General features: G+C 49.8%; 13 protein-coding genes and 1 tRNA gene. 6 read left to right on the top strand and 8 right to left on the bottom strand.

Annotated elements, in window-relative coordinates:
* Positions 1-75: 75 nt before the first annotated feature.
* Positions 76-732 (bottom strand): DUF4013 domain-containing protein, encoded by a 657-nt coding sequence (locus OS112_05645; GenBank protein ID WAC06111.1) that lies wholly within the window; start codon positions 730-732, stop codon positions 76-78.
* Between the two features lie 132 nt (positions 733-864).
* Complete coding sequence (gene purH / locus OS112_05640; protein WAC06110.1) at positions 865-2349, bottom strand: bifunctional phosphoribosylaminoimidazolecarboxamide formyltransferase/IMP cyclohydrolase; 1485 nt, start codon at positions 2347-2349, stop codon at positions 865-867.
* Between the two features lie 362 nt (positions 2350-2711).
* Between purH and OS112_05635 the strand changes: the two genes are divergently transcribed.
* The 5 genes from OS112_05635 (at position 2712) to OS112_05615 (ending at position 7967) form a co-directional block, all read left to right on the top strand.
* The gene (locus OS112_05635) at positions 2712-3200 is read left to right on the top strand and encodes a nucleotide exchange factor GrpE (protein ID WAC06142.1); all 489 of its coding nucleotides are present in this window, start codon (positions 2712-2714) and stop codon (positions 3198-3200) included.
* Positions 3201-3203: 3 nt separating this feature from the next.
* A complete protein-coding gene (gene dnaK / locus OS112_05630; protein ID WAC06109.1) occupies positions 3204-5051 on the top strand; it encodes a molecular chaperone DnaK in 1848 nt (615 codons plus the stop codon).
* Between the two features lie 5 nt (positions 5052-5056).
* Positions 5057-6181: a molecular chaperone DnaJ gene (gene dnaJ, locus OS112_05625; GenBank protein ID WAC06108.1), complete on the top strand. Its 1125-nt coding sequence runs from the start codon at positions 5057-5059 to the stop codon at positions 6179-6181.
* A gap of 73 nt (positions 6182-6254) precedes the next feature.
* Entirely contained in the window at positions 6255-7223 is a 969-nt protein-coding gene (locus OS112_05620) for a DNA methyltransferase (GenBank protein WAC06141.1), read from the top strand.
* Between the two features lie 54 nt (positions 7224-7277).
* Complete coding sequence (locus OS112_05615) at positions 7278-7967, top strand: tetratricopeptide repeat protein (protein ID WAC06107.1); 690 nt, start codon at positions 7278-7280, stop codon at positions 7965-7967.
* 42 nt (positions 7968-8009) lie between these two features.
* On the opposite strand, the gene OS112_05610 is transcribed toward OS112_05615, so the two are convergent.
* The 5 genes from OS112_05610 to OS112_05590 form a co-directional block, all read right to left on the bottom strand.
* Positions 8010-21065 carry a tetratricopeptide repeat protein gene (locus OS112_05610; protein WAC06106.1) on the bottom strand — a complete coding sequence of 4352 codons (13056 nt, stop codon included), beginning with the start codon at positions 21063-21065 and terminating at the stop codon, positions 8010-8012.
* A 341-nt stretch (positions 21066-21406) separates the two neighbouring features.
* Positions 21407-21571 carry a hypothetical protein gene (locus OS112_05605; GenBank protein WAC06105.1) on the bottom strand — a complete coding sequence of 55 codons (165 nt, stop codon included), beginning with the start codon at positions 21569-21571 and terminating at the stop codon, positions 21407-21409.
* Between the two features lie 161 nt (positions 21572-21732).
* Positions 21733-21806, bottom strand: a tRNA-Thr gene (locus OS112_05600).
* A gap of 116 nt (positions 21807-21922) precedes the next feature.
* On the bottom strand, positions 21923-22633 hold the full coding sequence (locus OS112_05595) for a sugar phosphate isomerase/epimerase (GenBank protein ID WAC06104.1): 711 nt from the start codon (positions 22631-22633) through the stop codon (positions 21923-21925).
* Positions 22634-22856: 223 nt separating this feature from the next.
* A complete protein-coding gene (locus OS112_05590; GenBank protein ID WAC06103.1) occupies positions 22857-23882 on the bottom strand; it encodes a mechanosensitive ion channel in 1026 nt (341 codons plus the stop codon).
* Between the two features lie 52 nt (positions 23883-23934).
* On the opposite strand from OS112_05590, the gene hypD reads away from it, so the two are divergent.
* The gene (gene hypD, locus OS112_05585) at positions 23935-24960 is read left to right on the top strand and encodes a hydrogenase formation protein HypD (GenBank protein ID WAC06102.1); all 1026 of its coding nucleotides are present in this window, start codon (positions 23935-23937) and stop codon (positions 24958-24960) included.
* 40 nt (positions 24961-25000) lie between these two features.
* Here the strand turns inward: hypD and OS112_05580 are convergent, their stop codons facing one another.
* The gene (locus OS112_05580) at positions 25001-25870 is read right to left on the bottom strand and encodes a flavodoxin family protein (protein ID WAC06101.1); all 870 of its coding nucleotides are present in this window, start codon (positions 25868-25870) and stop codon (positions 25001-25003) included.
* Between the last annotated feature and the right edge of the window lie 64 nt (positions 25871-25934).

Raw genomic sequence — 25934 nt, 5'->3', positions numbered from 1 at the left:
TTCCAAAATTGATAGACGCGCCTGCCATAAAAAATAATGGTTGATACTTTTGGAATAAAAAAAGATATATTGAGATTACGCGCCTGCGGTGTCGTAAATAAGGCAGAAGTACCGTGCAGCGAGCAATGCCCAGGGTGGGATCAGGCAAAGATAGAGTATGAATCCGAGGATCGGGATCATCATCAGGATTGTTACGACGATACCGAAGATTACGGCTACAATTACGTAGACGATGAGGGCGATGATGTAGGTAACCCAGCCAATCTTCGCGATTGTTGCGAGAATTGCGCCAAAATTAAACGCCTCGCCGATGCTTCCGGTGCGGGCAAAACGGATAATTCCGATAATTTCAAAGATGGCAATGATGATTGCGAGTATAACGACGATAAGAAGCCCGATTAACATCGCACCGATTGCTGCCATCATCGCGTTTGGATCGCCAGACATCGCACCCGCAGCCATACCGCCGATCATCAGGACTTCAACTATAATGATCGGAATCGCATAAATGAGCACGACAATGATTGCCTTGATACCGTCAACAAAAAGTGTCCCCCAGTCTGTGACTTCCGGGGCGGGCTTTTCGCCGCGAAGTACCTTCAGGCAGTATCCTGCAAGAGGGATACCCAGCAGTATAGTGGCGATGATCAGCATCAGCCATTTGTTCCACTTTTCCCAGACACCGTCCTTTGCATAGGCAAAGGACTCACCTACCATACCACCATAATCCATGAACATTCACCGGTCTTAGGTTATAATCATCCGTGACTGATCCAGCCACAAACGATTTAAGGAAGCTAACAACTTCGCAGAATATAAATATATCGGCTAAAAATGTCTCAAACTGAAAATAGAAAGAGTATATCAATGTCTGAAGTGCCGTACGCCCGTAAAAATCATTGCCATGTGTAGCCGGTTTGCAGCAGCGATCACTTCATCATCACGGATAGATCCACCTGGCTGGACAAGGGCCGTTGCACCGGCTTTTGCCGCGACTTCAAGCGTGTCCGGGAACGGGAGGAACGCGTCGGAAGCGATTGCGGACCCGGTGAGCGGGGCGCAGGCTTTCTGGATTGCGATCTTCGCCGCATCGACCCGGCTCATCTGCCCTGCCCCGATACCCAGCGTCCTGCGCTTGTCAGCAAAGATGATCGTGTTGCTCCGTGTGTGTTTGCAGACCTTCCAAGCAAACTGGAGTGCCAAAAACTCATCTGCCGTAGGATCACGGTCAGTGATCACCTTCCAGTGCTCCTGGTGGGGCGGGGTCCGCTGGACAAGTGCCCCTCCATTGATTGTCCGGATTTCATCGGCATCAACTTTTAAGGGAACTAAAAGTACCCGCATGTTCTCTTTCTTCTTTAAGATCGCAAGAGCTTCTGTAGAAAACGAGGGTGCAGCGACTACCTCAACAAAAGTTCTTGAAAGTTCTGCGGCAACAGCCGGATCTATTTCACGGTTACAGACAACCACGGAACCGTAGGCAGATTCGGGATCTACTTCGCGTGCTGTGATATATGCATCAAGCAAAGATTCCCCGGTTGCAACACCACACGGGTTATTGTGTTTGACAATGACTGCTGCAGTTTCATTAAATTCCCGGGATAATGCGGTTGCAGCATTCAGGTCAAGGTAATTGTTATATGACATCTGTTTGCCCTGTAAAGGTTCGGTACCGGCAATACCTGTCTTTCCGTACACGGCTGCTTTCTGGTGAGGGTTCTCACCATAGCGGAGCACCCTGCCATTCGTGAACTGGACGGTAAGAATTTCAGGGAAATCCGTATCAATCCTGTAGAGATAATTGCTGATGGCAGCATCATAAGCTGCAGTCCGGGCAAATGCCTTTTTTGCAAGGGAGAGTCTGAAGTCTGCAGGTATATCTCCCTGTTTCAGCACACGGGCAATCAACGGGTAATCTGATGGATCGACAACAACAGCCACATCCTTATAATTTTTCGCGGCAGCACGGATCATTGCCGGCCCTCCGATATCGATAAATTCAATGAGTTTTTCAAGTTCCATTGCCTGTCCGGACTTTACCTCAAAAGGATAGAGGTTTACGACCAGCAGGTCTATCCGGTTGATCCCATGCTTTGCCATTACAGCATCATCGATATGCCTGCGTCCCAGAAGGCCGCCGTGAACTTTTGGATGGAGCGTTTTAACACGCCCGTCCATCATTTCGGGAAATCCGGTGTAATTTGACACTTCAGTAAATTTTATGCCGGCATTTGCCAGCTCTTTCCCCGTCCCCCCGGAACTCATAATGCTGAACCTGGACTCTGTAAGTGCCCTTGCCAGTTCGATAATTCCCGTTTTGTCCCATACTGAAAGCAGTGCCCACTTCATGGACAATTATTATGCAAAGCGGGGAAAAAAAGGTATGGAGTTGGCCTGGAGTAAAAATGCCAGAACAGGCCTCTTATCCGATTTTTGAACATACAATGAAAATTTAAAAAAATAAAAAAATCCCGTATTCTAAAAAATCAGTGGTGATCTAAAATCGCAAATTTTGATTTAAACATCAATTATCGGCAAATTCTGTTCTCTTTATTTAAAATAAGGGTGAATTGAGTCTTGTTCTATTGTTAGTGAGTGAATATTTATATAGAACTACAATACAATAGATAATAGAACATCAAATGGGATGTAGCATGTTGGATGATTACAACGACGCTCCAGAACAGGCAGAAGCTCCTGCAGGTACGGAAATGGCGCCCGGGCAACCGGCACCAGAACCATCCGGGCTTGACGAGCAGAAAAAGCAGTACGATGAACTGAACGATCGGTACCTGAGGCTTGCTGCAGATTTTGACAACTTCAGGAAACGGTCTGCACGAGAACGCGAAACCATCCTGCAATTTGCAAACGAACGTTTCGCTGTTGACATGCTGGAGGTTTTGGATAATCTCGACCGTGCTGCCAAGGCGGATGATGCCTCACTGCGTGAAGGCCTTGCTAGGATACAGGAGCTCTGCTCTGCAGTACTGCAGCGCCACGGCATAACCCCTATTGACGTACTGACAAAAAAATTTGATCCTGCGGAGCATGAAGCGATTGCACACGTTCCATCGGATTGCGAGGAAGGTGTCGTGATCGATGAAATTGCCCGTGGGTACCGCATGCATGACAGAATAATAAGGTTTGCAAAAGTCGCAGTATCAAAAGGAAAAGGAAACAAAAAAAATTGTGAGGACTAAATTATGGCAAAGGAAAAAGTTCTGGGAATTGATCTGGGCACGACATTTTCCTGTATGTCTATTATGGAAGCCGGAAAGGCGATCGTCATCCCAAATTCAGAAGGAGGGCGTACAACCCCGTCAGTTGTTGCATTTACAAAGGACGGGGAACGCCTCGTAGGAAGCCTTGCGAAACGCCAGGCAGTCACCAACCCGAAACGCACGATCCAGTCTATCAAGCGAAAAATGGGGACAACCGAGAAGATCAGGATCGATGACAAGGAGTATTCTCCACAGGAAATCTCGGCAATGATCCTGCAGAAAATGAAGATCGATGCCGAAGCATATCTGGGTGAGAAGATCTCAAAAGCCGTTATTACCGTCCCTGCATATTTCAATGACTCCCAGCGGACAGCAACAAAAGATGCCGGGAAGATTGCCGGACTTGACGTCCTGCGGATCATTAATGAGCCAACCGCAAGCGCTCTTGCATACGGCATTGACAAAGAGGCGGATGTAACAGTTCTTGTCTATGATCTTGGCGGCGGTACATTCGATGTCTCTATCCTTACGCTGGGTGACGGGGTTTTTGAAGTCAAATCAACAGCAGGCAACAACCACCTCGGAGGCGACGACTTTGACAAACGAGTGACGGATTATCTTGTCGAGGAGTTTAAGAAAAAAGAGGGCATTGACTTAAAGAACGACCCCTTTGCGATGCAGCGGCTGCGCGATGCCTCCGAAAACGCAAAGATCGAGCTTTCGTCACGCCAGTCCACCAATATCAATCTCCCGTATATCACGACCGATTCCAGTGGTCCGAAATTTTTAAACATCGACTTAACGCGCTCGAAACTCGAGCAGCTTATCGGAGATCTTATTGAATCTACAGTCGGCCCGGTTAAGCAGGCCCTCTCTGATGCAAAACTTGAACCAAAGGATATCAATCATGTACTGCTTGTCGGGGGATCGACCCGGACCCCTCTCGTACAGGATACGGTCAAAAAGATATTGGGAAAAGAGCCGGATAAGGGAATTAACCCTGATGAATGTGTTGCGCTCGGGGCGGGGATACAGGGTGCAGTGCTGACAGGCGAGACTAAGGATATCGTGTTGCTCGATGTAACGCCACTCACTCTCGGAATCGAAACTCTGGGTGGCATTGCGACCAAGCTCATTGAACGTAATACCACAATCCCTACAAGGAAAAGCCAGATATTTTCGACTGCAGCAGACGGGCAGACCAGTGTTGAGATCCATGTTGTGCAGGGGGAGCGTGCGCTTGCAAAGGACAACTTCACACTCGGCAGGTTCCAGCTCACCGGCATACCACCGGCACCGAGGGGTATTCCCCAGATTGATGTAACCTTTGATATTGATTCCAACGGTATCATTCACGTCTCTGCAAAAGACCTTGGCAGTGGCAACCAGCAGGCGATCTCCATCAAAGGGGACCGGAAGCTCTCTGAAGACGATATCAAGCGTGCGACCGAGGACGCCAAAAAATTCGAAGCCGAAGACAAGAAGAAACGGGAAGAGATCGAACTGCATAACCAGGCGGACATGGCAGTCTTTGCAGCAGAAAAGATGTTAAAAGAGAGCGGTGACAAGATCGAGCCTGCAGATAAGACAAAGATTGAGGAAGGGGCAGCTGCAGTCAAAAAGGCGCTTGCGGATGACAACCTTGAGGAGATAAAAAAATCGATGGAATCACTCACTGAAGTTGTCTACGCTGCCACGACCAAACTCTACCAGAAAGCGCAGGCAGAGCAGGCAGCGCAGCAGCAGACAGGTGCATCCGGTTCCAGTGAGGCAGAAAAGAAACAGGATGACAACGTCGTCAACGCAGATTACAAGGTCAAAGACGAGTGACCCTGATGGGCTCTTCCGATTACTACGACATCCTTGGCGTACCCCGGAATGCCGATGACAAGGAAGTCAAGAAGGCGTACCGCAACCTTGCCCGCAAGTACCATCCGGATGTCTGCAAAGACCACGGGGCTGAAGAAAAGTTCAAGCAGATCAACGAAGCTTACAGTGTACTTTCGGATACCCAGAAGCGGGCACAGTATGACAATATGGGACACGAGACCTATACCAATGCCTCGAAAGGTTCGTACACCGGGGGCGGCGGATTTGGCGGAGGGTTCTCCACCGACTTCTCAGGGTTCGGTGATATCTTTGATTTCTTCGGCGGCGGTTACCGGCGGTCTGGTCCGCAAACGGGTGCAGACCTCCTGACACGTATTTCCATCCCTCTCGAGGATGCGGTTGCGGGGACTGACCGGGATATCGAGGTGATGCACACTGAACCGTGTCCCTCGTGCGCCGGGTCGGGGAGCGAGACTAAAAAACAGAACACATGCCCACGGTGTGGCGGGAACGGCCAGATGCGCCAGGCGTCCCAGTCACCCTTCGGGCAGTTTATCCGTATGACCACCTGTACCCAGTGCGGCGGAAAGGGGAAAACCCCGGAGAAGTTATGCAGGGACTGCCGGGGTTCCGGCCATACAAGGGCCAAACGGAAAGTGACTATCCATATTCCTGCCGGCATAGAAAGCGGCATGCGCCTGCGGATGGAGGGATATGGCGAAGCAGGGGATTTCGGTGCCCGGAACGGTGACCTGTTCATCGAAGTGTATGTCCAGCCCCATGAACGGTTCACGAGGGAAGGGGACACGCTCGAGACCATCATCGAGATCTCGCCTGCACAGGCAGTAATGGGTACCACAATTGAGATCGAGACCATGGACAGGCGCCATATCGAACTGAACGTGCCCGCCGGTGTCCAGTATAATACCGCGCTGAAAGTGCCGGGCGAGGGGGTTAAACGGCGCGGGCATCCCGGAGACCTGCTTGTACGGGTAAAAATTGTCACGCCCAGACATCCTGGCAATGAAGAGAAGGAACTCTACGAGAAGATCCTTGCCATTGAAGGTAAACATGGTGGAAAAAAAGGTTTCTTTTCCGGCTTCATAGGGAAGAAAAAAGAGAAGAAGTGATTAAATTTCACTCATTTTTAAAAATTTTTACTTACATCAATCTATTTCCATTTTCATGTTCTATCCTTAAATGATGAAGCTGATTTTCGAGCTCTCCGGGGAAAACCCCACGCTCCCTTTTGCAGAACTCGAATGTGTTGGCACAGTTCTTGACCATCGGGCTCAGGTAGCTGTGGCAGAGTGCCCAAATCCTCATGCCGCCCACCGGCTCGCCATGTCTCATGGTGTTTGTGAATATCTCGGTGAATGCGCCCCCGATATCGACTCATTCCGGCGGTTGCTGAGTGACTGTGCCATAAAGACAGAACCGACGTTTTCCGGACGTGTAAGGAAGATACATGCCGGTAATACAACGCTTGTTCAGCAATGCTCCCAGCGGGAGTTTGAAAAGCTCATCGGGACGATGATCAACGGACCCGTAGACTTAAAAAATCCCAAAGAGGAGTTCCGGGCAATCCTATCCGAAGACAAGTGTTATTTTGGCAGGCTCCTCTTTTCTATTGGCCGTGGACGCTACGACAAGCGAAATCCCGGCAAACGGGCATTTTTCCATCCAGGTGTGATGATGCCACGCATGGCGCGGGCGCTCGTCAATATATCCTGTGCACAGAAAGGAGATCTCCTCCTTGACCCTTTCTGCGGCACGGGTGGCACCCTGATCGAGGCGAAAATACTGGGCATCGAAGCAGTCGGAAGTGATTGCGATCCGCTGATGATTGATGGCAGCCGGCAGAATGTGCCGGAATGTGATCTGCTGGTTGGGGATGCAACCTGCCTGCCCCTGCGCGATTCATCGGTTGACGCCGTTGTTACAGACTTCCCGTACGGCCAGTCAGTTTCCATTAAAAAAGAAAACACGATGGAGCAGCTCTATAATGACGCGCTTGAAGAACTGCACAGGGTGCTGAAACAAAGGAGGCGTGCTGTTGTTGTCACCCACCAGGACATCAGCGGTATTGCGTCCCGGTATATGGATGTGGTACAGCGTCATGAGCAGCGGGTGCACAAGAGCCTGACACGGAAAATTCTTGTGCTTGAGTAAAAACAACGCTGTTATGTTTATCAAATACCGGTTCGAATTTTATTCGAGGTTGACATGAACAATTATAACCCCACGGGAATTCTTTTGATCATCCTGTCCGCAATTGTCATAATCTTTCCCGCGACTGCTTACTCTGGTGAAGCAGTTGGGTTCTATGATCAGGGAGTTTCCCTGCTTGCATACGGGAATTATTCACAGGCAGTGGGATCGTTTGAACAGGCAATCCAAAGGGAGCCCGGGTATTTTGAAGCTTGGGATGGCAAGGCTGATGCCCTCAACCGGGCTCACGACTATCCCTTGGCACTGGCTGCATCCAACAATTCGCTTCAGATAAATCCCTCCTATGTTAAAGGGTGGATAAACCGGGGGCAGATCCTTTACAGCCTGGGATTTATGTATGAGGACCAGTTCCATGATGCAAAAAAGGCTGATGCGTATTATAATGAACAACTGGCAGCATTTGAAAAGGCAGTTGCACTTGATCCTGAAAATGCCGAAGCATGGTTCAATAAAGGATATGCATTATGCGGGATGGGGAGATGCAGTGAAGGTATTCTGGCATTTGAACGGGTCGGGGAACTTGATCCAGGTTATCCATACCTTGAAGGCAATATTAAAAATGCAAGAATACTTGCTGAATCACAAAAGCCATTTTATGTAAAATACGGCCAATGGCTTGTCCTTCTTTTCCTTATTTGTGCTGGTTCTGGCTGGTGGATATATGCTCATAAAAGGAGGAGATAATTCATTTTTTATTATCCTTTACTTTTTAAGATGTGAGACCTCTCATGCGGCTTTTGAATAGCAGATCCGCGCCTCCTCATGTTTCCCGAGTTTTTCTAAAATATCCCCGATATCATTCCAGATACTCCTCTGTGAGGGGTCAAGCTCGAGAGCATGTTTGAAGGAGGCGAGCGCGTCCTGATAGATTCCTTCACGCTTGAGTGCCCGCCCTTTGCGTATCCATGCGTCAATAAAGTCCGGCTGGATGCCGATCATCGCTTCATAGGCAGATGCCGATTCACGGAACCTGCCAAGTTCGTCGAGTGCGCTTCCCTTGGTGAAGTATGCAATGGCAAATGAAGGGTCAAGCGTGAGTGCCCGGTCGTATGATGTAATGGCATCCTCATATTTATGGAGGTCGGCAAGCGCCATTCCTTTCCGGGTCCATGCAACTGCATTCTCGGGGGACAGTTCCAGTGCTTTCTCATAATTTATGAGTGCATCACCGGATCGGCCGATATCATAGTACACATTACCTTTGCCAAGGTACGCGTCTGCATATGTCCGGTCATGTTCAAGCGCCCGGTCGAACGCGTCGATTGCATCCCTTGACATTCCGAGTTCGGCAAGCGAGACTCCCTTGTGACTGAAGGCTGCTGCGTATGCGGGATCCAGTTCGAGCGCCCGGTCATAGGACTGGACCGCTTCCTTGTGCTGTTCCCCTGCCGCGTATGCCACACCCTTGAAAAAATGCACTTTTGCAGACCGGGGGCTGATCTCAAGGGCATGAGTGTAGCATGTGATTGCGTCTTCAAACCTGCCAAGTTCAAAATTTGCACGCCCTTTCATGAATAATGCCTGGTGGCAGTCGGGCTGATTCTCGAGTGCACGGTCAAAAGCAGCGATGGCGTTCTCAAAGTTTCCGGTCTCAAACAAAGCCTTTCCTTTCTCAAAGATCGCGTCTGAAAAGCCGGGATGCGCTGCGAGGGCCTGATCAAAAGCAGCGATAGCATCAACGGGAGCACCGCTCAGTGCAAGGGCTTTACCTTTCTCAAAAAATACTTCCGGGAACTCCGGCTGGATAGCAAGTGCCGCATCAAATGCTGAGATCGCCTCATCAAAGCGTCGCATCTGCACGAGAACAACACCTCTGTGATGGTGGGCGGCAGCAAATCCGGTATTGAGGGAGACTGCATTGTCATATGCTTTGAGTGCCTCGTCGGATCTTCCGCAGTGCTCCAGTGCAACCCCTTTATGGTAATATACATCAGGAAGGTCCGGGTCAAGGGACAGCGCCTTGTCATATGATTCTATGGCTTCCGTGAACCGGTTAAGGCGGGCAAAGGAGATCCCTTTATAGAGGTAGGCAGGTGTGCAGGAAGCATTGATGGCTGTTGCATGGTTGAATGAGTCAATCGCTTCTTCAAATCTGCCAAGGTTGTTCTGGGCGATTCCCCTGAACAGAAACGCTTCCGGATACTGGTTTTTTGTACTGATCGCTGTAGCATATGCGCTGATTGCTTCCTGGTGCATTGAGAGACCGGACAGCGCCCTTCCTTTATGGTAAAATGCCTCGGCACAGTCGGGTTTCTGGAGGAGTGCTGCATCAAGGCTTTTTATTGCGTCCTGGTACCTGCCAAGATGGAAGTATGAGACGCCGCGGTGATAATATGCCCCCGGGTCTTTTGTATTGATACCCAGTGCCTTGTTGTAGCAGGCAACAGCTTCTGAATAATTTCCAAGCTTCGATAGGGCAATCCCTTTTGTCGTCCAGAGAGACGCGACATTCGGCCTGACTTTGAGCGCAATGTTGAGGCTCTCAACTGATTCCTTATATTCGCCGAGCCTGATGAGTGCCCTGCCTTTTTGCTCCAGTGCCTCTACAAAACCCGGCTGGACTGCAAGGGCATTGTTAAAGGATATAACCGCTTCCTTAAACATCCCGATCCGGGAAAGGGACTGCCCCTTGTAATGGTATGCCAGTGCATTATCCGGCCGGGTCTCGATTGCCTTGTTAAATGCCTCGATCGCATCGTCATAATTCGCCATGGAAAAGAACGTGATACCTTTCTGGAACCATGCATCAGCATTCGCAGGATCGAGCTCAATGGCTTTGACAAATGATTCGATTGCGTCATTGTTCTTTCCCAGTGATGCAAGTGCCGCCCCCCGTACGATCCAGATCCCGATAGACTTTGGCGACAGGTGTAATGCCTCGTCAAATGCTTCGACCGCATCCTTGTGGCGCCCGGTTGCCGTGAGGCACACCCCACGGTGGAAATGGGCATCTGCATTACCGGCATCGAGATCGATAGCCTTATTAAACGCAATGATTGCATCCTCGTTCCTTCCCAGAGACTGGAGTGCGATACCATTATGGAAATGGATGCCAGCGTTGCTCTTGTCAAGGGCAATTGCCCGGTCAAATGTTTTGACCGCTTCCCGGAACATACCCAGCGCCAGCAGTGCCCTGCCCTTGTCAAAGTGGGCATCTGCAAACTGGGGATCTGCATCAAGCGCACGGTCGAATGATTTTATCGCCTCCTGGTGCTGTCCAAGCCGGACAAGTTCCACTCCTTTCTGGTGGAGCGAGGGTGCATGTGCCGGTTCTACCTTCAATACATCATCGTATGCGAGGACAGCGTCGTCCGACTGTCCGAGCAATGCAGCCGACCGGGCACGGTGATAGAGAGCATCGAAATGATCAGGCCTGATCCTGATCGCCTGTTCAAACGAAGAGATCGCGTCTTCATGCCGTTTTAACCGTGAAAGTGCAATCCCTCTTTCATAAAATACGTCAGCATTTTCCTGTGTAATGGCAAGCAGCCGGTCAAAAAGTTGTACGGCATCCGAATACCGGCGCAGGGCGACACAGGTCGTACCTGCCTCGTAAAGTGCTCCGGTGTGACCGGGATCAATCTTAAGCACCTGTGAAAATGCACGGATCGCTTCCTCGTATTTACTGGTTTTTTGCAGTGCTATCCCTTTTTCAAAAAATACTTCGGCATCGTCGGAAAGGTGATCTGCTGCATGACTATAGGCATCGACTGCTTCATCGTATCGGTCCAAAGCGACAAAGGCCCTGCCTTTTCCAAGATATGCAGCACCATAGTCGGATTTTTGGCTGATTGCGGCATCAAATGAGAGCAGTGCATCCTCATATCGTCCGAGCCGGTACAGTGCCAGTCCTTTCTCGTAATGAGCTGGTGCATTTGAAGGAATGAGTGCAAGCGAACGGTCAAATGCACTGATTGCGTCGTGATATTGTCCGATCATGCTTTGGGAGAGCCCTTCACGATAGTATGCATCAGCGTTATCCGGGATAAGGGTGGAAGCGCACCTGAATGCCTCGACTGCCTCCTTGTGACGACCAAGCCGGGCCAGTGCTTTTGATTTTTCAAGGACAGCATCTGCGAGATCCGGCTGGATTGCGAGCGCTTTATTGAGGAGTATAAGCGCTTCATCATCCCGCCCAAGCCGGGTTAGAGCAGCCCCCCCGCAGTACAGGGCGTCGGCATTGGAGGGGTCAAGAAGATGCGTCTGTTCAAATGCTGCAACAGCATCCCCATCACGCCCAAGCCGGATAAATGCCTGGGCTTTGTGATACCATGCTTCCGCAGATGATGGATTAAGCTTGAGAAACGCATCAAATTCCACGATAGCCCCGGTATCCTTTCCCAGATGCTCCAGTGCGAGCGCCTTGTTGAAATGCGCATCAGCATAGACGGAATCCTGTTCAATTACACGGTCAAATGCCCCGATTGAGTCATTGTACCTGCCAAGTGACAGGTATGTCATGCCAAGTTCGAAATGGAGTTCTTTGTCTGTTGCATCGAGTGAACGTGCTTTTTCCAGTGAAACGACTGCTTGTTCAAAGTTACCAATCCGGACAAGCGCAATCCCCCTCTGTTCATGGGCAGTATAGGAATCGGGATCGAGCATGATTGTGCTGTCATATGCTGCGACTGCCTCCTCATACTGGCCAAGGGTGGTCAGTGCATAACCCCGCTTCAGGTGAGCCGAAGTCATTGAAGGATCGCGTTTAAGTGCGAGGTCAAATGCCCGGACTGCATCGCCATATTTCCCAAGGTCAAGCAGTGCAGTCCCTTTCCGGAAATAGGTTCCTGCCGGGTTGGGATCAATGGCAATCACTGCATCAAATGCAGCAACTGCATCAGATTTCCTGTTGAGCTCTGCAAGGCACATGCCTTTGTGATAATATGCATCGGCAAAAGCCGGATCAATCCGGACGGTTGCGTCAAACGCTCCAACCGCCTCATCAAACCTCCTGAGGTGTTCAAGAGCAAGCCCCCGGTCATAGCAGGCATTTGTAAAGTTCGGGTTAATCCTGAGTGCATGATCATATGCCGTTACCGCCGCTTCAAACTGTTCAAGTTCTGCGTATGCAACCCCAAGGTCATACCACCCGTTCGCATATCGGGGTTTGAGCCGGAGGCCGGTTTGCAGCATTTCGATTGCTGCTTGATAATCCTTAAGACTTGCATTTGCAGCCCCTTTCCGGATCCATGCCATGGCACATGCCGGATCCAGCCCGATCACTTTCTCAAAGCAGGGGATAGATTCCGCTATCCTGCCCAGCTCGAAGAGCGCCTTGCCTTTAAAGTACCATGCATGGATGTTTTCAGGCTCCAGTACAATCGCACGGTCAAAAGATTCCAGTGATTGCGAGAACATTCCGAGTTCAAAGCGCACGCTCCCCTGCAGTGTCCATACCTGCGCATCATTGTTTTCCAAAAGGAGCGCCGCATCGAGATCCTTTAACGATTCTTCGAGCCGGGAAAGTTTTGCAAGTGCTTTTCCTTTATTAAACAGAAGGGGGGCATGTGCCGGAATCTGCCCGAGAACATGCTCAAACGCAGCAAGCGCATTGCTGTACTTACCGAGGTTCATATAGGCAATTCCCGAATGATATGCAGCATCACTAAGTGAGGGGTCAATCGTGAGTGCATGCGAAAATGAACTGATTGCCTTTTCATGCCTGCCCAGTGCAGCAAAGGAAAGACCGAGATGATAATATGCAGGGGCATCGTTCTCGTCAAGTCCCAGCACGTACTCAAACGCCTTAATAGCCTCTTTATGACGGTTAAGGCATGCAAGTGCGAGTCCTTTATAAAATGCCGGCTCGCCAAATGACGGAGTAGCGGCAATTGCATCGTCAAAAGCTGCCAGTGCATCATCCCAGCGTTCAAGGGTAAAGAGTACCCTGCCTTTGCCAAACGAAGCTCTCGCACATGAACGGTCAAGTACAACAGCACGGTCGAATGCGACGATTGCTTCTTCATGCCGGTCCAGAAAAGACAGTGATTCTCCGAGGAGATATGCTGCCGATGCCTGGTTCTGGTCTATTGCAAGGGCATGTTCCAGTACCGGAACCGCATCCCGGTGCTGCCCGAGGGCATGCAATGATTTACCTTTCCTGTAGAGGACATCAACATCATCGGGACTGACAACAAGTTCGGCTTCAAAGGCATCGATTGCTTCTTTGTGGTGCCCGAGTCGTGACAGCGCAAACCCTTTCTGGTATGCACACCCGGGCAGGGCGGGGAAATATTTTATAGCAGATTCTGCCGCCTGTACCGCTTCATCATACCGGCCAAGGGTATTGAATATGATAGCCTTCTGGTACCATGCCGGGGCACAGGTTGCGTCAAGGTCAAGCGCAGTGTCCAGTGCAGGCAGGGCCTCGGTGTAGCGTGACAGGAGCACGAGCACCATGCCCTTATAATACCAACCGTCCGTGTGCCGGTTATCCTGCGCAAGCAACCGGTCAATCATGCCGAGCGCTTCGTTGTAACGGCCGAGCCTGAAATATGATTTTCCACGGTAGTAGAGAGAGAAAATATGGGATGGTTCCCTTTTTAATGCTTTTGCAAATGATTCGACAGACTCCTTGTAACGCTGCAAACGGTAGAGGGAATATCCTTTACACCCCCAGAGCAGGGCACTTGCACCTTCCTGTTCCAGTGCTTGTTCAATTGCGATTACCGCATCTTCAAATCTGCCCAGCCGGACAAGTGCCCGTCCTTTAAGACTGAGCACACCGGAGTTATCCGGTGTAACAGCAACTGCACGGTCACATGTATCAACAACATCATCAAACCTGCGGAGCTTGTACAATGCATGTCCCTTTTCAAGAAGAACCCGGGTGTCTGACGGGGCAAGGACAAGTGCCCGATCATATGCACTTACCGCGTCGTCATACCTTTGGATACTTGATAGCGCCAGCCCTTTTTCATAGAATGCACCGGAGTATTTTGGTTCAAGGGAAATACACTGGTCAAATACAGGAATTGCATCGTGGTACCGGGCGAGTGCAGACAGGCTCCTGCCTTTTTCAAACAGGGCCCCGGCATAAGAAGGGTCGATTGTGATTGCATGGTCAAACGCGTCAAGCGCATTATAATATTCTGTCGTACATGCGAGAGCTTTGCCCTTTTCAAACCATGCCCGTGCATTCTCCGGGGTGATCTCGATCACACGGTCAAATGCGGTAATTGCAGCTTCATACTTTTTTTGCGCAATAAGAGCCAGTCCCTTGTCAAAAGATGCCTGTACAAAATTTTTATCAATCGCAAGCGCACTGTCAAATGCCCTGACAGCATCAGCAAACCGGGACTGGCGCATGAGTACAAGCCCCATGTCGTAAAAAGCGCTCGTGTAGTTGGGATTCAGGACAATCGCACGATCAAATGAGACGAGCGCTTCATCATCGTTGCCAATCTCTGCAAAAGCGGTTCCCCGGTCAAACCATGCATGCGCCATATGCGGGTTGTACCTGATCGCAATATCAAATGCAGCTATTGCCTCTTTGTACTGGTTGAGATGGGCAAGTGCCAAACCCTTTGCATAGAGTGCATAGGAGTCTTGTGGTTTTCGTAAAATTGCCTGCTCCAAAACCTCAAGGGAAGACCGGTATTCACCGATTTCCACCATGACCGATCCCTTATGGAAATATGCAGGTGTGCAATCAGGATCAACTGCAATCAGCTGATCAAAAACAGCAATCGCTTCTTTGTACCTGCCAACCTGTGCAAGCGCCCTGCCTTTCCCGTATAGTGAGGCTTCATCCGAATGCCGCACAGTAAGCACCTGATCAAAAGCAGCAATCGCTTCTTCAAATCGTTCAAGACGGAAAAGGGAGCGCCCTTTCTGTACTGATGATTCTGTATCGTCAGGATTGATTGCCAGCGCCTGATCAAAGGATGAGGCTGCCTCGTCATACCGTTGAAGGGTAAAAAGGGATCTGCCCTGTTCAAACCACGATTCCCGGTATGATGGGTTAATATCAAGGGCCCGACGGAAAGTATCGATTGCAGGCGGATGTTTTCCCATCCGTGCAAGTGCACATCCCTTGTAATACAGGGCACGGTCGCATTCAGGCCGGGCTTTTACAACCCGTGTATAAGCGGCCACAGCCTTGTCGTACTCACCGAGATGGTCAAGCGCCCGCGCCTTTCCATATAAAGCAATGATGTTTACCGGGTCTGACAAAAGGACCCGGTCAAAGACCTGTACTGATTCGGCATAACTTCCTTTTTTTGCGCACGATCTTCCCATCTGGATAAGTGCATCAGGATAGTCCGGGATGAGGGCCAGGGTCGCTTCAAACGCTTCTTTTGCATCATCGAATTTCTCCAGCTTAAACAGGGCAAGCCCCTTTTGGTAATGGGCTTCACCGAAATCCGGCTGCAGGGAGATCGCGTGGTCAAATGCATCGATCGCTTCCGAGCTGTTGCCGAGCGCAAGGAGCGCTCTCCCGCGATAATACCATGTGTGCGGGTTTGACGGTTCCAGTTCGATTGCAGCGGCATAGGCAAGCAGGGCGTCCTGGTGCCTCTCTAAGGAGAAGAGGCAGATCCCTTTTATCACCCACCCGTTTGCCAGTTTCGGATTACTGTCTAAAGTCCGGGAGAGGGCATCGACCGCGTCAGCATAGGATCCCAGTTCCGCAAGCGATAACCCGCGGTGGTATAGGGCGTTAATATTGCCGGGTTCGATCTGCAGGACTGAATCAAAAGCACTGACTGCATCAGTGTGCCGCCCCAGCTCGGCAAATGACAGTCCTTTTTCGTACAGTACATCGCCTTTATCCGGGCTGATTGCAAGAGCCGCATCAAAGGATTCCAGAGCTCCCGTATGGTCACCGGTCTGTGCGAGTGCCATACCCTTCTGGAAATGGGCTGTACTGTCTTTGGGGTTGATCTCTATCGCGATCGAGAAAGCAAGTACGGCTTCCTCGTGCATTCCGCTTTTTGTGAGAGCAAGTCCTTTGTGGAAGAATGCAGGCGAGTAATTGGGAATAAATTCCAGGACTCTGTCAAACGATTCGATTGAATCTGTGAATTTACCAAGGGTAATCTGGGCAATTCCCCGGTCGTAAAAAGCCTGCGCATTTGTGTTATCATGTTCAAGCGAGGTATCGAATGCCCGGACTGCATCATCGTCCCGCCCCAGTGCTGCAAGTGCGCGCCCCTTGTAGTACCATGCGAGCGCAAAATTCTTGTTGACCGAGATTGCCTGTTCAAATGCGATAAGTGAATCTTCATACCGCCCCAGTTCAAAAAGTGCAAGTCCTTTATGAAGAGCTGCGTCGGTGAGGCTGGCATCGATTTCGAGAGCGCGGTCAAACGATTCCGCAGCATCATTGTTAAGGCCGAGAAGAGCTTGTGCGAGGCCCCTTTCGTAAAATGCCGGGGCGTATTTTGGCATCAGTGCCGTTGCCTTCATAAACGAGTCGAGTGCGGGCTGATGGTTTCCCTTGCGGACAAGCGCAATACCCCGATTGAACTGGGCCAGGGCGTAATGCGGGTCAAGTTCAATTGCCTGGTCAAATGCCACGACTGCTTCATCGAACTGGACGAGTGATATCAGTGCCAGCCCTTTATGATATAATGCATCGGTGAAGCGGGAATCGATCTCAATTGCATGTTCATAGGCATCAAGTGCATCTGCAAATTTTCCGAGGTCGGATAGTGACCGTCCTTTGTAGTAATGGGCGTGGAAATTGTTAGGATTTTCAGAAAGGACTGTATCAAATTCGCTGATTGCTTCCCTGAATTTTCCCAGATAATACAGGGAGATGCCCATACGCATACGGGCGTCGGTGTATTTTGGCTTGAGTGCAAGAGTTTCCCCAAAAGCTTCGATTGCATCAGTGTGCCGCCCGAGTTCGGCGAGCGCCCTGCCCCGGTGATAATGGGCAAGAGGGTTGTACGGGTCATTGAGTAATGTCCGGTCAAATGCTGCAAGTGCTTCGTCATACCTGTGGACTTTAGCAAGTGCAATGCCCTTGTAATAATATCCTGATGCATTACTCGTGTCTTTTGCGAGGTTTGTGTCAAGAGCTTCGATTGCTTCAGCATACCTTCCGAGTTTAATGAGCGCGAACCCCCGGTAATAATGGACTTCGTTATAAGCCGGTTCGATCGCGAGTGTCTTGTCAAACGAGTCCAGTGCATCCTGGAACCGGCCTGTCTCGACAAGTGACCTCCCCCGGAGGTACCATGCCGGTGCAAAGGCCGGAGTCAGCTGTATGATCCGGTCAAATGACAGGATGGCATCCTTGTGGCGACCCAGTTTTGAGAGCACGACTCCCTTATGGAACTGGGCATCGTTGAATCCCGGATTGATCTCCAGAAGGAGGTCAAAGACCATAATCGCTTCATCGTTGCGGTTGATCTTTTCAAGTGCCAGCCCTTTCTGGTAGAATGCTTCGATACTGCGCTGGTCAAGGGCGATCGCATTGTCAAGCGCATCAATGGCATCCTGGTAACGCCCGAGTTCAAACAGGGATTTTCCCTTCTTGATCCAACCGTCAGTCTGGTTTGGTTCAATGTTTAAGGATTTCTGGAACGAGGAAATGGCTTCTTTTGTTTTCCCGAGTTCGTTGAGTGCATCGCCCCTGCGCATCCATACATCACCGAGCGATGGATTGAGGTCAAGCGCTTTGTTGTACGCCCCCAGCGCATCCTGCAGCTTTCCGATATCATAGAGTGCATGTCCCTTGTTTGTCCAACCGTCTGCACGGTCAGGATTAACTTCCAGCGCTTTTGTGAACGCGATCAGGGCATCCTGTTTGCGTCCGAGTTTGTACAGGGCATTGCCTCTCTGCATCCATGCATCAACCAGCGTCGGGCTGATGGTGAGCACCTTTTCAAATGTCTCGGATGCTTCCAAAAACCGGGAAATTCTGAAAAGCGAATTGCCCCTGCACATCAATGCTTCAACTGAAGAGGGGTGGACGGCAAGGCTTTTGTCAAGCGAGGAGATTGCGTCCTCGTACTGCTCAATTGAGAAGAATGCGATGCCACGGTACATCCATGCATCGGAGAGGGAGGGATCAAGATCGATGGCCCTCGTGAAGGCTGCGATGGAATCTTTGAATTTTTCACTCTGAAGGAGAGCAACACCAAGGTAATAATTTGCGAGCGGGTTATCTGGTTCGGACTCGATGGTCTTTTCAAAATTATCAACCGCCTGTTCGTACTGGTTACACTGGATATGGGCAATCCCTTTGTAGTAATATGCAGATACATTGCCCGGGGACAGGGCGAGACAATTTTCAAAAGCCAGTATTGCGTCGTCATAACGGTCGCGCCCTGCAAGCGCGATGCCGAGGTAGTAATAACCATCCGCGTTCTTCGGGTCGATCGCAAGAGCACTTTCAAATGCATGTATTGCCTCGTCATACCGGTCTTTCTGGGCGAGGGCGACCCCTTTACGGTAATGGGCAGATGCATGCGACGGTTTAATCTCCAGCGCCTTCTCATATGCGATGACAGCTTCGAGCTGCCGGTTGAGCTGGGACAGAGCATTGCCCTTCTCGTAATACGCACGGGCACACCGCCGGTCATTTTCAATAGCCCGGTCAAATGACCGTATAGCATCCTCAAACCGGTCCAGCCCAAGCTGGGAAATACCTTTGAAGCACCAGGCCCGCGCGTTATTAGGGTTGGTTTCGAGCGCGTGGTTGAACCCCTCTATGGCTTCTTCAAACCGGCCAAGCTCATACAATGCGATACTCCTGCGGATGGCGGGATCGAAGAGGGAGGGATTGATCCGGATTGAGGTATCAAAAGCAGCGATCGCCTCTTCCAGCAACCCCATTTTTGAAAGAGCGATACCCTTGTATACCCATCCATCAGTAAGGGCCGGGTTCTGTTCAAGAGCGGCGTCAAGTACAGTTACTGCTTCTTCTGACCTGCCGAGTCTGGCAAGTGCGATCCCTTTTTCATAAAGAGCTGCCGGGTTCTGGGGTGTTATGGCAAGCAATGCATCGTACACTTCCACCGCATCGGAATACCGCTCCATCTGCATGAATGCCCTGCCTTTGTTTGCGATCGCAGGAGAAAATGACGGGTCAATTCCCAATGTGCTGTCAAACGCATGGACAGCATCTTCATATTCGTTGAGTTCAAGTAATGCACGGCCGCGGTTGAAATGAGCTGCAACATAATTGTTGTTTATCTCCAGCGCCGAATCGAATGCAAGAATTGCATCCCCGTACCGTTCGAGTTTCATCAGCGCCATACCCTTGTCAAAATATGCCTGTGCAAAACCCGGTTTTATCCCGATGCTCTTGTCAAACGCAGCAATTGCTTCCTGGTACCGGTTCAGTTTTATAAGGATGGTCCCTTTCTGGTGGTAGGCAGGTGCATACCCGGGGTCCAAGGCAATTGTACGCTCATATTCCCCGATTGCATCATCGTATTTTCCGAGCCGGGCAAGGGCAAACCCCTTGTGGTATACTGCAAGGGCAAAGGAAGGATTGATCGCAACAGCCCGGTCAAAGGCTGCGATTGCATCGGAAAACCGGCCGAAGCTTGCGTAACAGACACCCTGCCTGTACATCGCATTCGCACATGCGGGATCCTGTTTAATCGTGCTTTCAAATGCATCGACCGCTTCGCGGTGCCTCCCGAGTTTGGTGAGGGTCACTCCCTTAAGGTACATTGCGCGTGCAACCGCCGGTTGTTTAGCAATCGACCGGTTCAGCGCGTCCAGCGCGTCTTCGTACCGGTGAAGGTGGATACACACAACTCCTTTATTGAGGAGCGTGTCAGGGTTTTCTGACTCAAAGGAAAGGGAGCGGTCGAAATCATCGGCCGCCTCCCGGAACTCGCGCAAGTTCTGGTGGGCGAGTCCTCGTTGGTAATATGCCTGCGCATTTGCCGGGCTGATCGCGAGAGCCTTGTTTAAGGAGGCAATAGCGTCTTGCTCGTGGTGAAGTTCATTGGCTGCAAGGCCTTTATACAACCATGCATCGGTGATTTGCGGGTTTTTTTCCAGTGCACGGTCAAATGCCGGTATCGCGTCCTGAGGACGCCCGAGTTTGTATAAGGAAATACCAAGTATGACCCAGATATCCGCGTGCTCCGGTTCCGTTTTTATGAACCGCTCCGCGGCGTCAACTGCTTCTTCATACCGTTCCTGTTTGGCAAAGATGTAGCATTTGAAATACCAGACCCAGATATCAGAGGGATCGAGCGCGAGCACCCGTTCAAAAGCAGCGAGGGCATCATCATATTTTCCAATCTCATACAGGGATGTGCCTTTGTTATAGAATGCCTTGGCATAGGTCGGTATGTTCTCGATCGCTTTGTCATAGGCAATGATTGCCTCATGGTGCCGGCTAAGGTCAGCAAGTGCGATCCCTTTATTGTAGTGCACCTTGGCATGGTGCGGATCGATGGCGAGCGCATGGTCATAGGCGGAGATCGCATCCTTGAACCTGCCAAGTTCGTACAGCGAGATTCCCTTGAGGATCCATGCTTCGGCATTATCGAATTTGATCGAAAGGAGCCGTTCGCAGGCTTCAAGCGCTTCCTCGGTTCTCCCGAGTTGCGCGAGTGTTGCCGCTTTGTTGTACCATGCACTGGCTTCAGAAGGCTCGATACGGATTGCCTGCTCGTATGCGGCAATCGCTTCTTCAAAATGGCCGAGATCATAAAGAGCGATCCCCTTGAAATAATTCGCTTTTGCAAGTTTTGGGAACAGTTCGAGTGCCCGGTCAAAGGTGATGATCGCCTCCGCAAACCGCCCGAGATCGTAGAGCTCGATGCCCTGTCGTAAAAGGCGTTCTGCATCAGTCCTGCTCATGAAACGGTCTCCCTTTTCCTGTGTATCGCTGGCATGGTAGTCTGGTCTTTTCGCCCGGTTTTTGTGTTTATATACGTTTTTACAAAAACGGTTATACCCTTTCTGGTATTGTACAACTCTACTGGAATGAAGAATAATATTATTATACGGACATTACCTGGAACTCCCTGCGGGAATACCGGTTATTTTATCGGATCATCCTCGAAATATTTTTATGTCCATTTTTATAAGAATTACACAAAGGGCTTTTTGAGTCCGACCTGTATGAAAGCAGATAAGTCATGCTGGGAATTTTAGTTCAGTAATCAGGGCGATAAAAATTTTATGTGAGGAATTTTCTTTTATTTTCCTACCTTCCGGTAGATGAATAATCCAGTGAGTGCGCACACGATGGATATGAGAATGATGAGGATAGTAAGACTGTTGGTGAAGTACTGGACAATTGCCCCGGCGCATAATGAGAGCCAGATGATGAACACATCACGCCCCGATTCTATGTTCAGCATAAATAAACAATCTATTACTATTCATTCGCACATATATAATATTCATGTGCATTTTTAAAAATCATTTTACAAATATATTCAAAATAAGCCCCAATTCTGAAAATATAGAAAGAAATAAAAAAATTAAAGGCATGTTAAAAATTTTTAAAAAAAACAATGCAAGCCTATGCCGAGATTTGAACTCGGGACTTCCTCCTTACCAAGGAGGCACACTGCCGGGCTGTGTCACATAGGCAGATTGCCTAGATACGTTGGGGGTATTCGTTATAAAACGTTGCGGAACCTCAAAGGCCCATGTTGTTTTCACTTAACCGGGTTAGACCAAAATAAATGATGATAACAGTATCCCATTTAAAATGCTTTTAACCGTTCGATGCTTTTGAGCACGCCATCATACGTTGCAACCTCAATTACGGGACGGATCCCAGACTTTTTTACTATTTTCATCACCGGACCAAAATCGATAGTGCCGTCACCGACTGTTGCATGAGTATCGCTTTTCCCGTCATTATCATGAAGGTGGAAGTGCTGGGCAGTAACTGAGAGGAACTCTTCAAGGCAATGGTTCTGGTGGGCGTGCCCCACGTCCAGTGCAAACCGGGCATTTCCGATGAGTGGCAGTTCACCGGGTGTCTTGAGCAGGAAATATTCCCAATCCCCCATGTTCTCGATATAAAACGGGACTCCGTGTTCAGCAGAAAGGTGTGTGAGTTCAGATATTGACTTTTTACACTGGTTCTCCGCTTTTTCCCGTTCCTCCACCCATGCAAAATATCCGGGATGGACGACTACGCCGGCATTTACTTCCGCTGCGATGGTAAAACATTCCCCCATTACCTCAACACTCGCCCTGCGGATCTGTTCGAGAAGGCTTGCAATATTTGTCCCACGGCAGGGGGAGTGAACGGAAAATTTTACAGAATAACTCTGCAGGGGTTCGGCACTCTTCAGATAATGGAACCCTTCGTCCATTACCTCTATAAAATCTGAAATTGCACTGATCTGGTCAAGTGCTGATTCAAGTGACCGGTCATGGAGGCAGAAGGTTGAAACGCCGAACATATAAAAGATGGTGTAGTCCGGGGTAATTATAGCCGTTGGGTTGAAAATGAATCAAATATAAGCAATCCCGGAATGAAAAAATAAATCTCTTTCCTGGCAATTTTATGATAAAAAAAGATGCTTTTTTGACCGTAATTAGGAAATATTGGTGCAAACCGTCCGGGAATTTATGGATTAAAAATCCGGAATTTATATTCCGGATATCTTTTTTTTTTTAAAAAAATTACCCTTTTAATTTCACTTCAACCTGCGGGAACGGGATCTCGATACCGTCTGCAGCGAACCGTTCGGCGATCTGGGAATTGACGGCGTCCTTTATCTGATCCGGGAGATTGAAAGCCTTTGCCCAGACATAGAGGACAAACTTCAAACCCGAATCCCCGAATTCAAGGAAGAAGACGTTGGGGGCAGGATCTGAGAGCAGGTATTGGGTTTTCCCGATCACATCGTGTGCAATTTCGAGAAGGACCGCTTTCACCTTCTTAATATCGCTGCCGTATGCAACGCTCACCGGGATGGTTATGCGCAGTTTCTGGTCCGGCATCGCATAGTTCACGATGATGTTGGTGGTGATCTTGTTGTTGGGAATCGTAACGATCTGGTAGTCTAGTGTCCTGATGCGGGTGCTGCGAGGACCAATGCTGACAACGTCTCCTATATACGCGTCGATCTTTATCCGGTCGTTTACCTTGAACGGTTTATCAACGGCGATGATTGCCCCGCCAAAAAAGTTTGAGATGACGTCCTGTGCGGCGAGCGCAATGGCGAGACCAGCGATACCGGCACCTGCGAGAAACGGGGTGATGTCCACTTTAAAGGTTGCGAGTATGAGGATGATCGCAGCAAACCAGATTACATATTTTGCAACAAGCTCAAGCAGTTCGATGAGCCGGTCATCCCAGTCACTTTCCGATTTTTCAGCAAATGCATGGCCATATATAATGATAATATCATGAAGAAATGATGAGAGCACCCATGCTCCAATGATAATATAAAACGTATTAATGAACCGGTCATCAAGCAGCCACTGGTACTGGTCAGGCACGATACCAAAATTCTTGAGGGCAATGTAGACCGCGACCGCTATGATTGTGACCTGCAGGGGTTTTCCGATCGCGGCAATTATGATATCATCCCAACGGGTATTGGTCGTGTCCGCTTTGGTTTTAAGCCAGCTGACGATCAGGCGTGCAATAATTGCGAGCAGGACACCAAAAAGTACGGTGACTGCTGCATAAAAATATCCCATGTCCATATGCGTACAGCTTATGTGGCCGGGTTCTATATATCTATAGGATTTCATGGCGGAGAGAACGATTTTACAGACGCTTGATGATATCACTGACCGCGACCTATGTTTCATGCATATCTGCGGGACTCATGAGGCGGCAATTGCACGAGCAGGGCTCCGGTCCGTGCTCCCTAAACAGCTAAAGATCGTCATGGGGCCGGGGTGCCCGGTCTGTATCACGCCACAGGGTGAGATCGATGCTGCACTGGAATTGGTGGAAAAAGGGTGCATTGTCACGACGTACGGGGACCTGCTCCGGGTACCGGGGACAAAAGGCTCGCTTGAATCGTGCGGTGGCGATGTGCGGGTGGTGCAGGGCGTTCATAAGGCAGTCGAGATTGCACAGAAGACTGACAAGGAGGTCGTATTTATATCAGTGGGATTTGAGACAACTGCTCCCACAGTAGCGGCAACTATCCTTACAAAGCCGCCAAAAAATTTTTCGATCCTTTCCTGTCACCGGATCGTCCCACCAGCGATGAAGTGGTTGCTGGAACAGGGCGAGGCAAAGCTGAATGGGTTCATGCTGCCCGGGCATGTCTGTACGGTCACTGGATATGCAGACTATGAGAAGTTCCCGGTGCCGCAGGTTGTTGCCGGTTTTGAACCGGAAGATATCCTGCTAGGGCTTCTCATGCTTGTCCGCCAGGTACAGGAAGGGACAAGCCGGGTGGATAACGCATATCCCCGCGCTGTCACCCGGGAAGGCAATACCAAGGCAAAAAGCGTGATGTATAAAGTCTTTGAACCATCTGATGTGGAGTGGCGCGGGTTTCCGGTAATCCCGGGATCAGGGCTACAGGTTAAAAAGGAGTTCGGGCAATATGATGCGAAAAAGAAGTTTGGGATTGTGTTTAAGCATGTCGGAAAACATCCCTCTTGCATCTGTGACAAAGTGCTCCGTGGTATTGCCCAACCATCAGACTGTAAGATGTTTGGAACAGCCTGCACGCCACGGACTCCGGTCGGCCCGTGCATGGTGAGTCATGAAGGCGCCTGCAAGATCTGGCATCTCTATCATAAGAAACATGGATGAAATACCACTCACCCGCTTTTTACTTAATTGTGCCGGATGATTACATCTCCATCAGGCATGTATGAACCATGCGCCTGACATCGTGTTCCAAACCCCTGTTTTTTCGTATATCCTGGAGCTCGTCAACCCCATCAATCAGGAGTTCTCCAGAGGGCTGAATGCCGATATTTCTAAAAAAGGGTGCTACTACATTAATCACGCAAGCAAAATGCGATCTGCCTTTTCTTCCGGCAACAGAAAAGATCAATCCCTTCTTTTTTGCCTGTACGTGCTTAGAAATGGTAAGTTGTGCATGGTATGCCTGGCACCTGTCAATGAGGAGCTTGAGTGCGCCTGGCACCGAGTTGGTGTATACCGGGGAACAGACAATAATCAGGGACGCGTGCTGGAAAGCGTTGATAATATCTCCCATATCATCGTCAAAGGTGCAGGTACCGGTGTTATAACACTGGTAGCACCCGATACAGGAATGGATATTCATATCATGGGGGTAAATAACCTGAACTGTTTTGTGGATCTCCTTTGCTGCTGCAACCACAAAGCCAACTATAATACTGCAGTTCCCATCGGCACGCGGGCTGCCCTGGAGCACCACAACATCAGTAGTTTGACATAATGGTGTAATGGGCGGCACAGTGGCATGAATTTTTAGAAAACGTTCCGGGTCTGATACAAGATCCTGCTCCCATTCCTGCGCCCGTTCAAAGATTACTTTCTCTGCCCGGTAGATGACCGTCGGTGAGTACTCGTACGTGTTTGTGCGGAATACCGCGAAGATTTTTTTTCCGTCAAGAAGTGAGAGCGTATACCGTATCATCCCCGGGTACACAACAGAGAAGTCCTCTTTTTCGATAATGATTGTATAGCTGCCCGAATGGGTTGAAATCTCACGGGAAAAAACCAGCTCCATATCCATATCCCGGTAATCAGTTCCGGTGTCACTGGTCTTAAAATCATATGCAGCAGGTTTTTTA

It is taken from the genome of Methanoregula sp., from assembly GCA_026625165.1.
GTDB lineage: Archaea > Halobacteriota > Methanomicrobia > Methanomicrobiales > Methanospirillaceae > MVRE01.
The sequence above is the reverse complement of the archived record's forward strand: the minus strand, read 5'-3'. Positions and strand labels throughout refer to the sequence as shown.

Coding starts and splice junctions, on each gene's coding strand:
- OS112_05645 (WAC06111.1), bottom strand. CDS start 732: ATGGATTATGGTGGTATGGTAGGTGAGTCCTTTGCCTATGCAAAGGAC.
- purH (WAC06110.1), bottom strand. CDS start 2,349: ATGAAGTGGGCACTGCTTTCAGTATGGGACAAAACGGGAATTATCGAA.
- OS112_05635 (WAC06142.1), top strand. CDS start 2,712: ATGGCGCCCGGGCAACCGGCACCAGAACCATCCGGGCTTGACGAGCAG.
- dnaK (WAC06109.1), top strand. CDS start 3,204: ATGGCAAAGGAAAAAGTTCTGGGAATTGATCTGGGCACGACATTTTCC.
- dnaJ (WAC06108.1), top strand. CDS start 5,057: ATGGGCTCTTCCGATTACTACGACATCCTTGGCGTACCCCGGAATGCC.
- OS112_05620 (WAC06141.1), top strand. CDS start 6,255: ATGAAGCTGATTTTCGAGCTCTCCGGGGAAAACCCCACGCTCCCTTTT.
- OS112_05615 (WAC06107.1), top strand. CDS start 7,278: ATGAACAATTATAACCCCACGGGAATTCTTTTGATCATCCTGTCCGCA.
- OS112_05610 (WAC06106.1), bottom strand. CDS start 21,065: ATGAGCAGGACTGATGCAGAACGCCTTTTACGACAGGGCATCGAGCTC.
- OS112_05605 (WAC06105.1), bottom strand. CDS start 21,571: ATGCTGAACATAGAATCGGGGCGTGATGTGTTCATCATCTGGCTCTCA.
- OS112_05595 (WAC06104.1), bottom strand. CDS start 22,633: ATGTTCGGCGTTTCAACCTTCTGCCTCCATGACCGGTCACTTGAATCA.
- OS112_05590 (WAC06103.1), bottom strand. CDS start 23,882: ATGGGATATTTTTATGCAGCAGTCACCGTACTTTTTGGTGTCCTGCTC.
- hypD (WAC06102.1), top strand. CDS start 23,935: ATGGCGGAGAGAACGATTTTACAGACGCTTGATGATATCACTGACCGC.
- OS112_05580 (WAC06101.1), bottom strand. CDS start 25,870: ATGGAGCTGGTTTTTTCCCGTGAGATTTCAACCCATTCGGGCAGCTAT.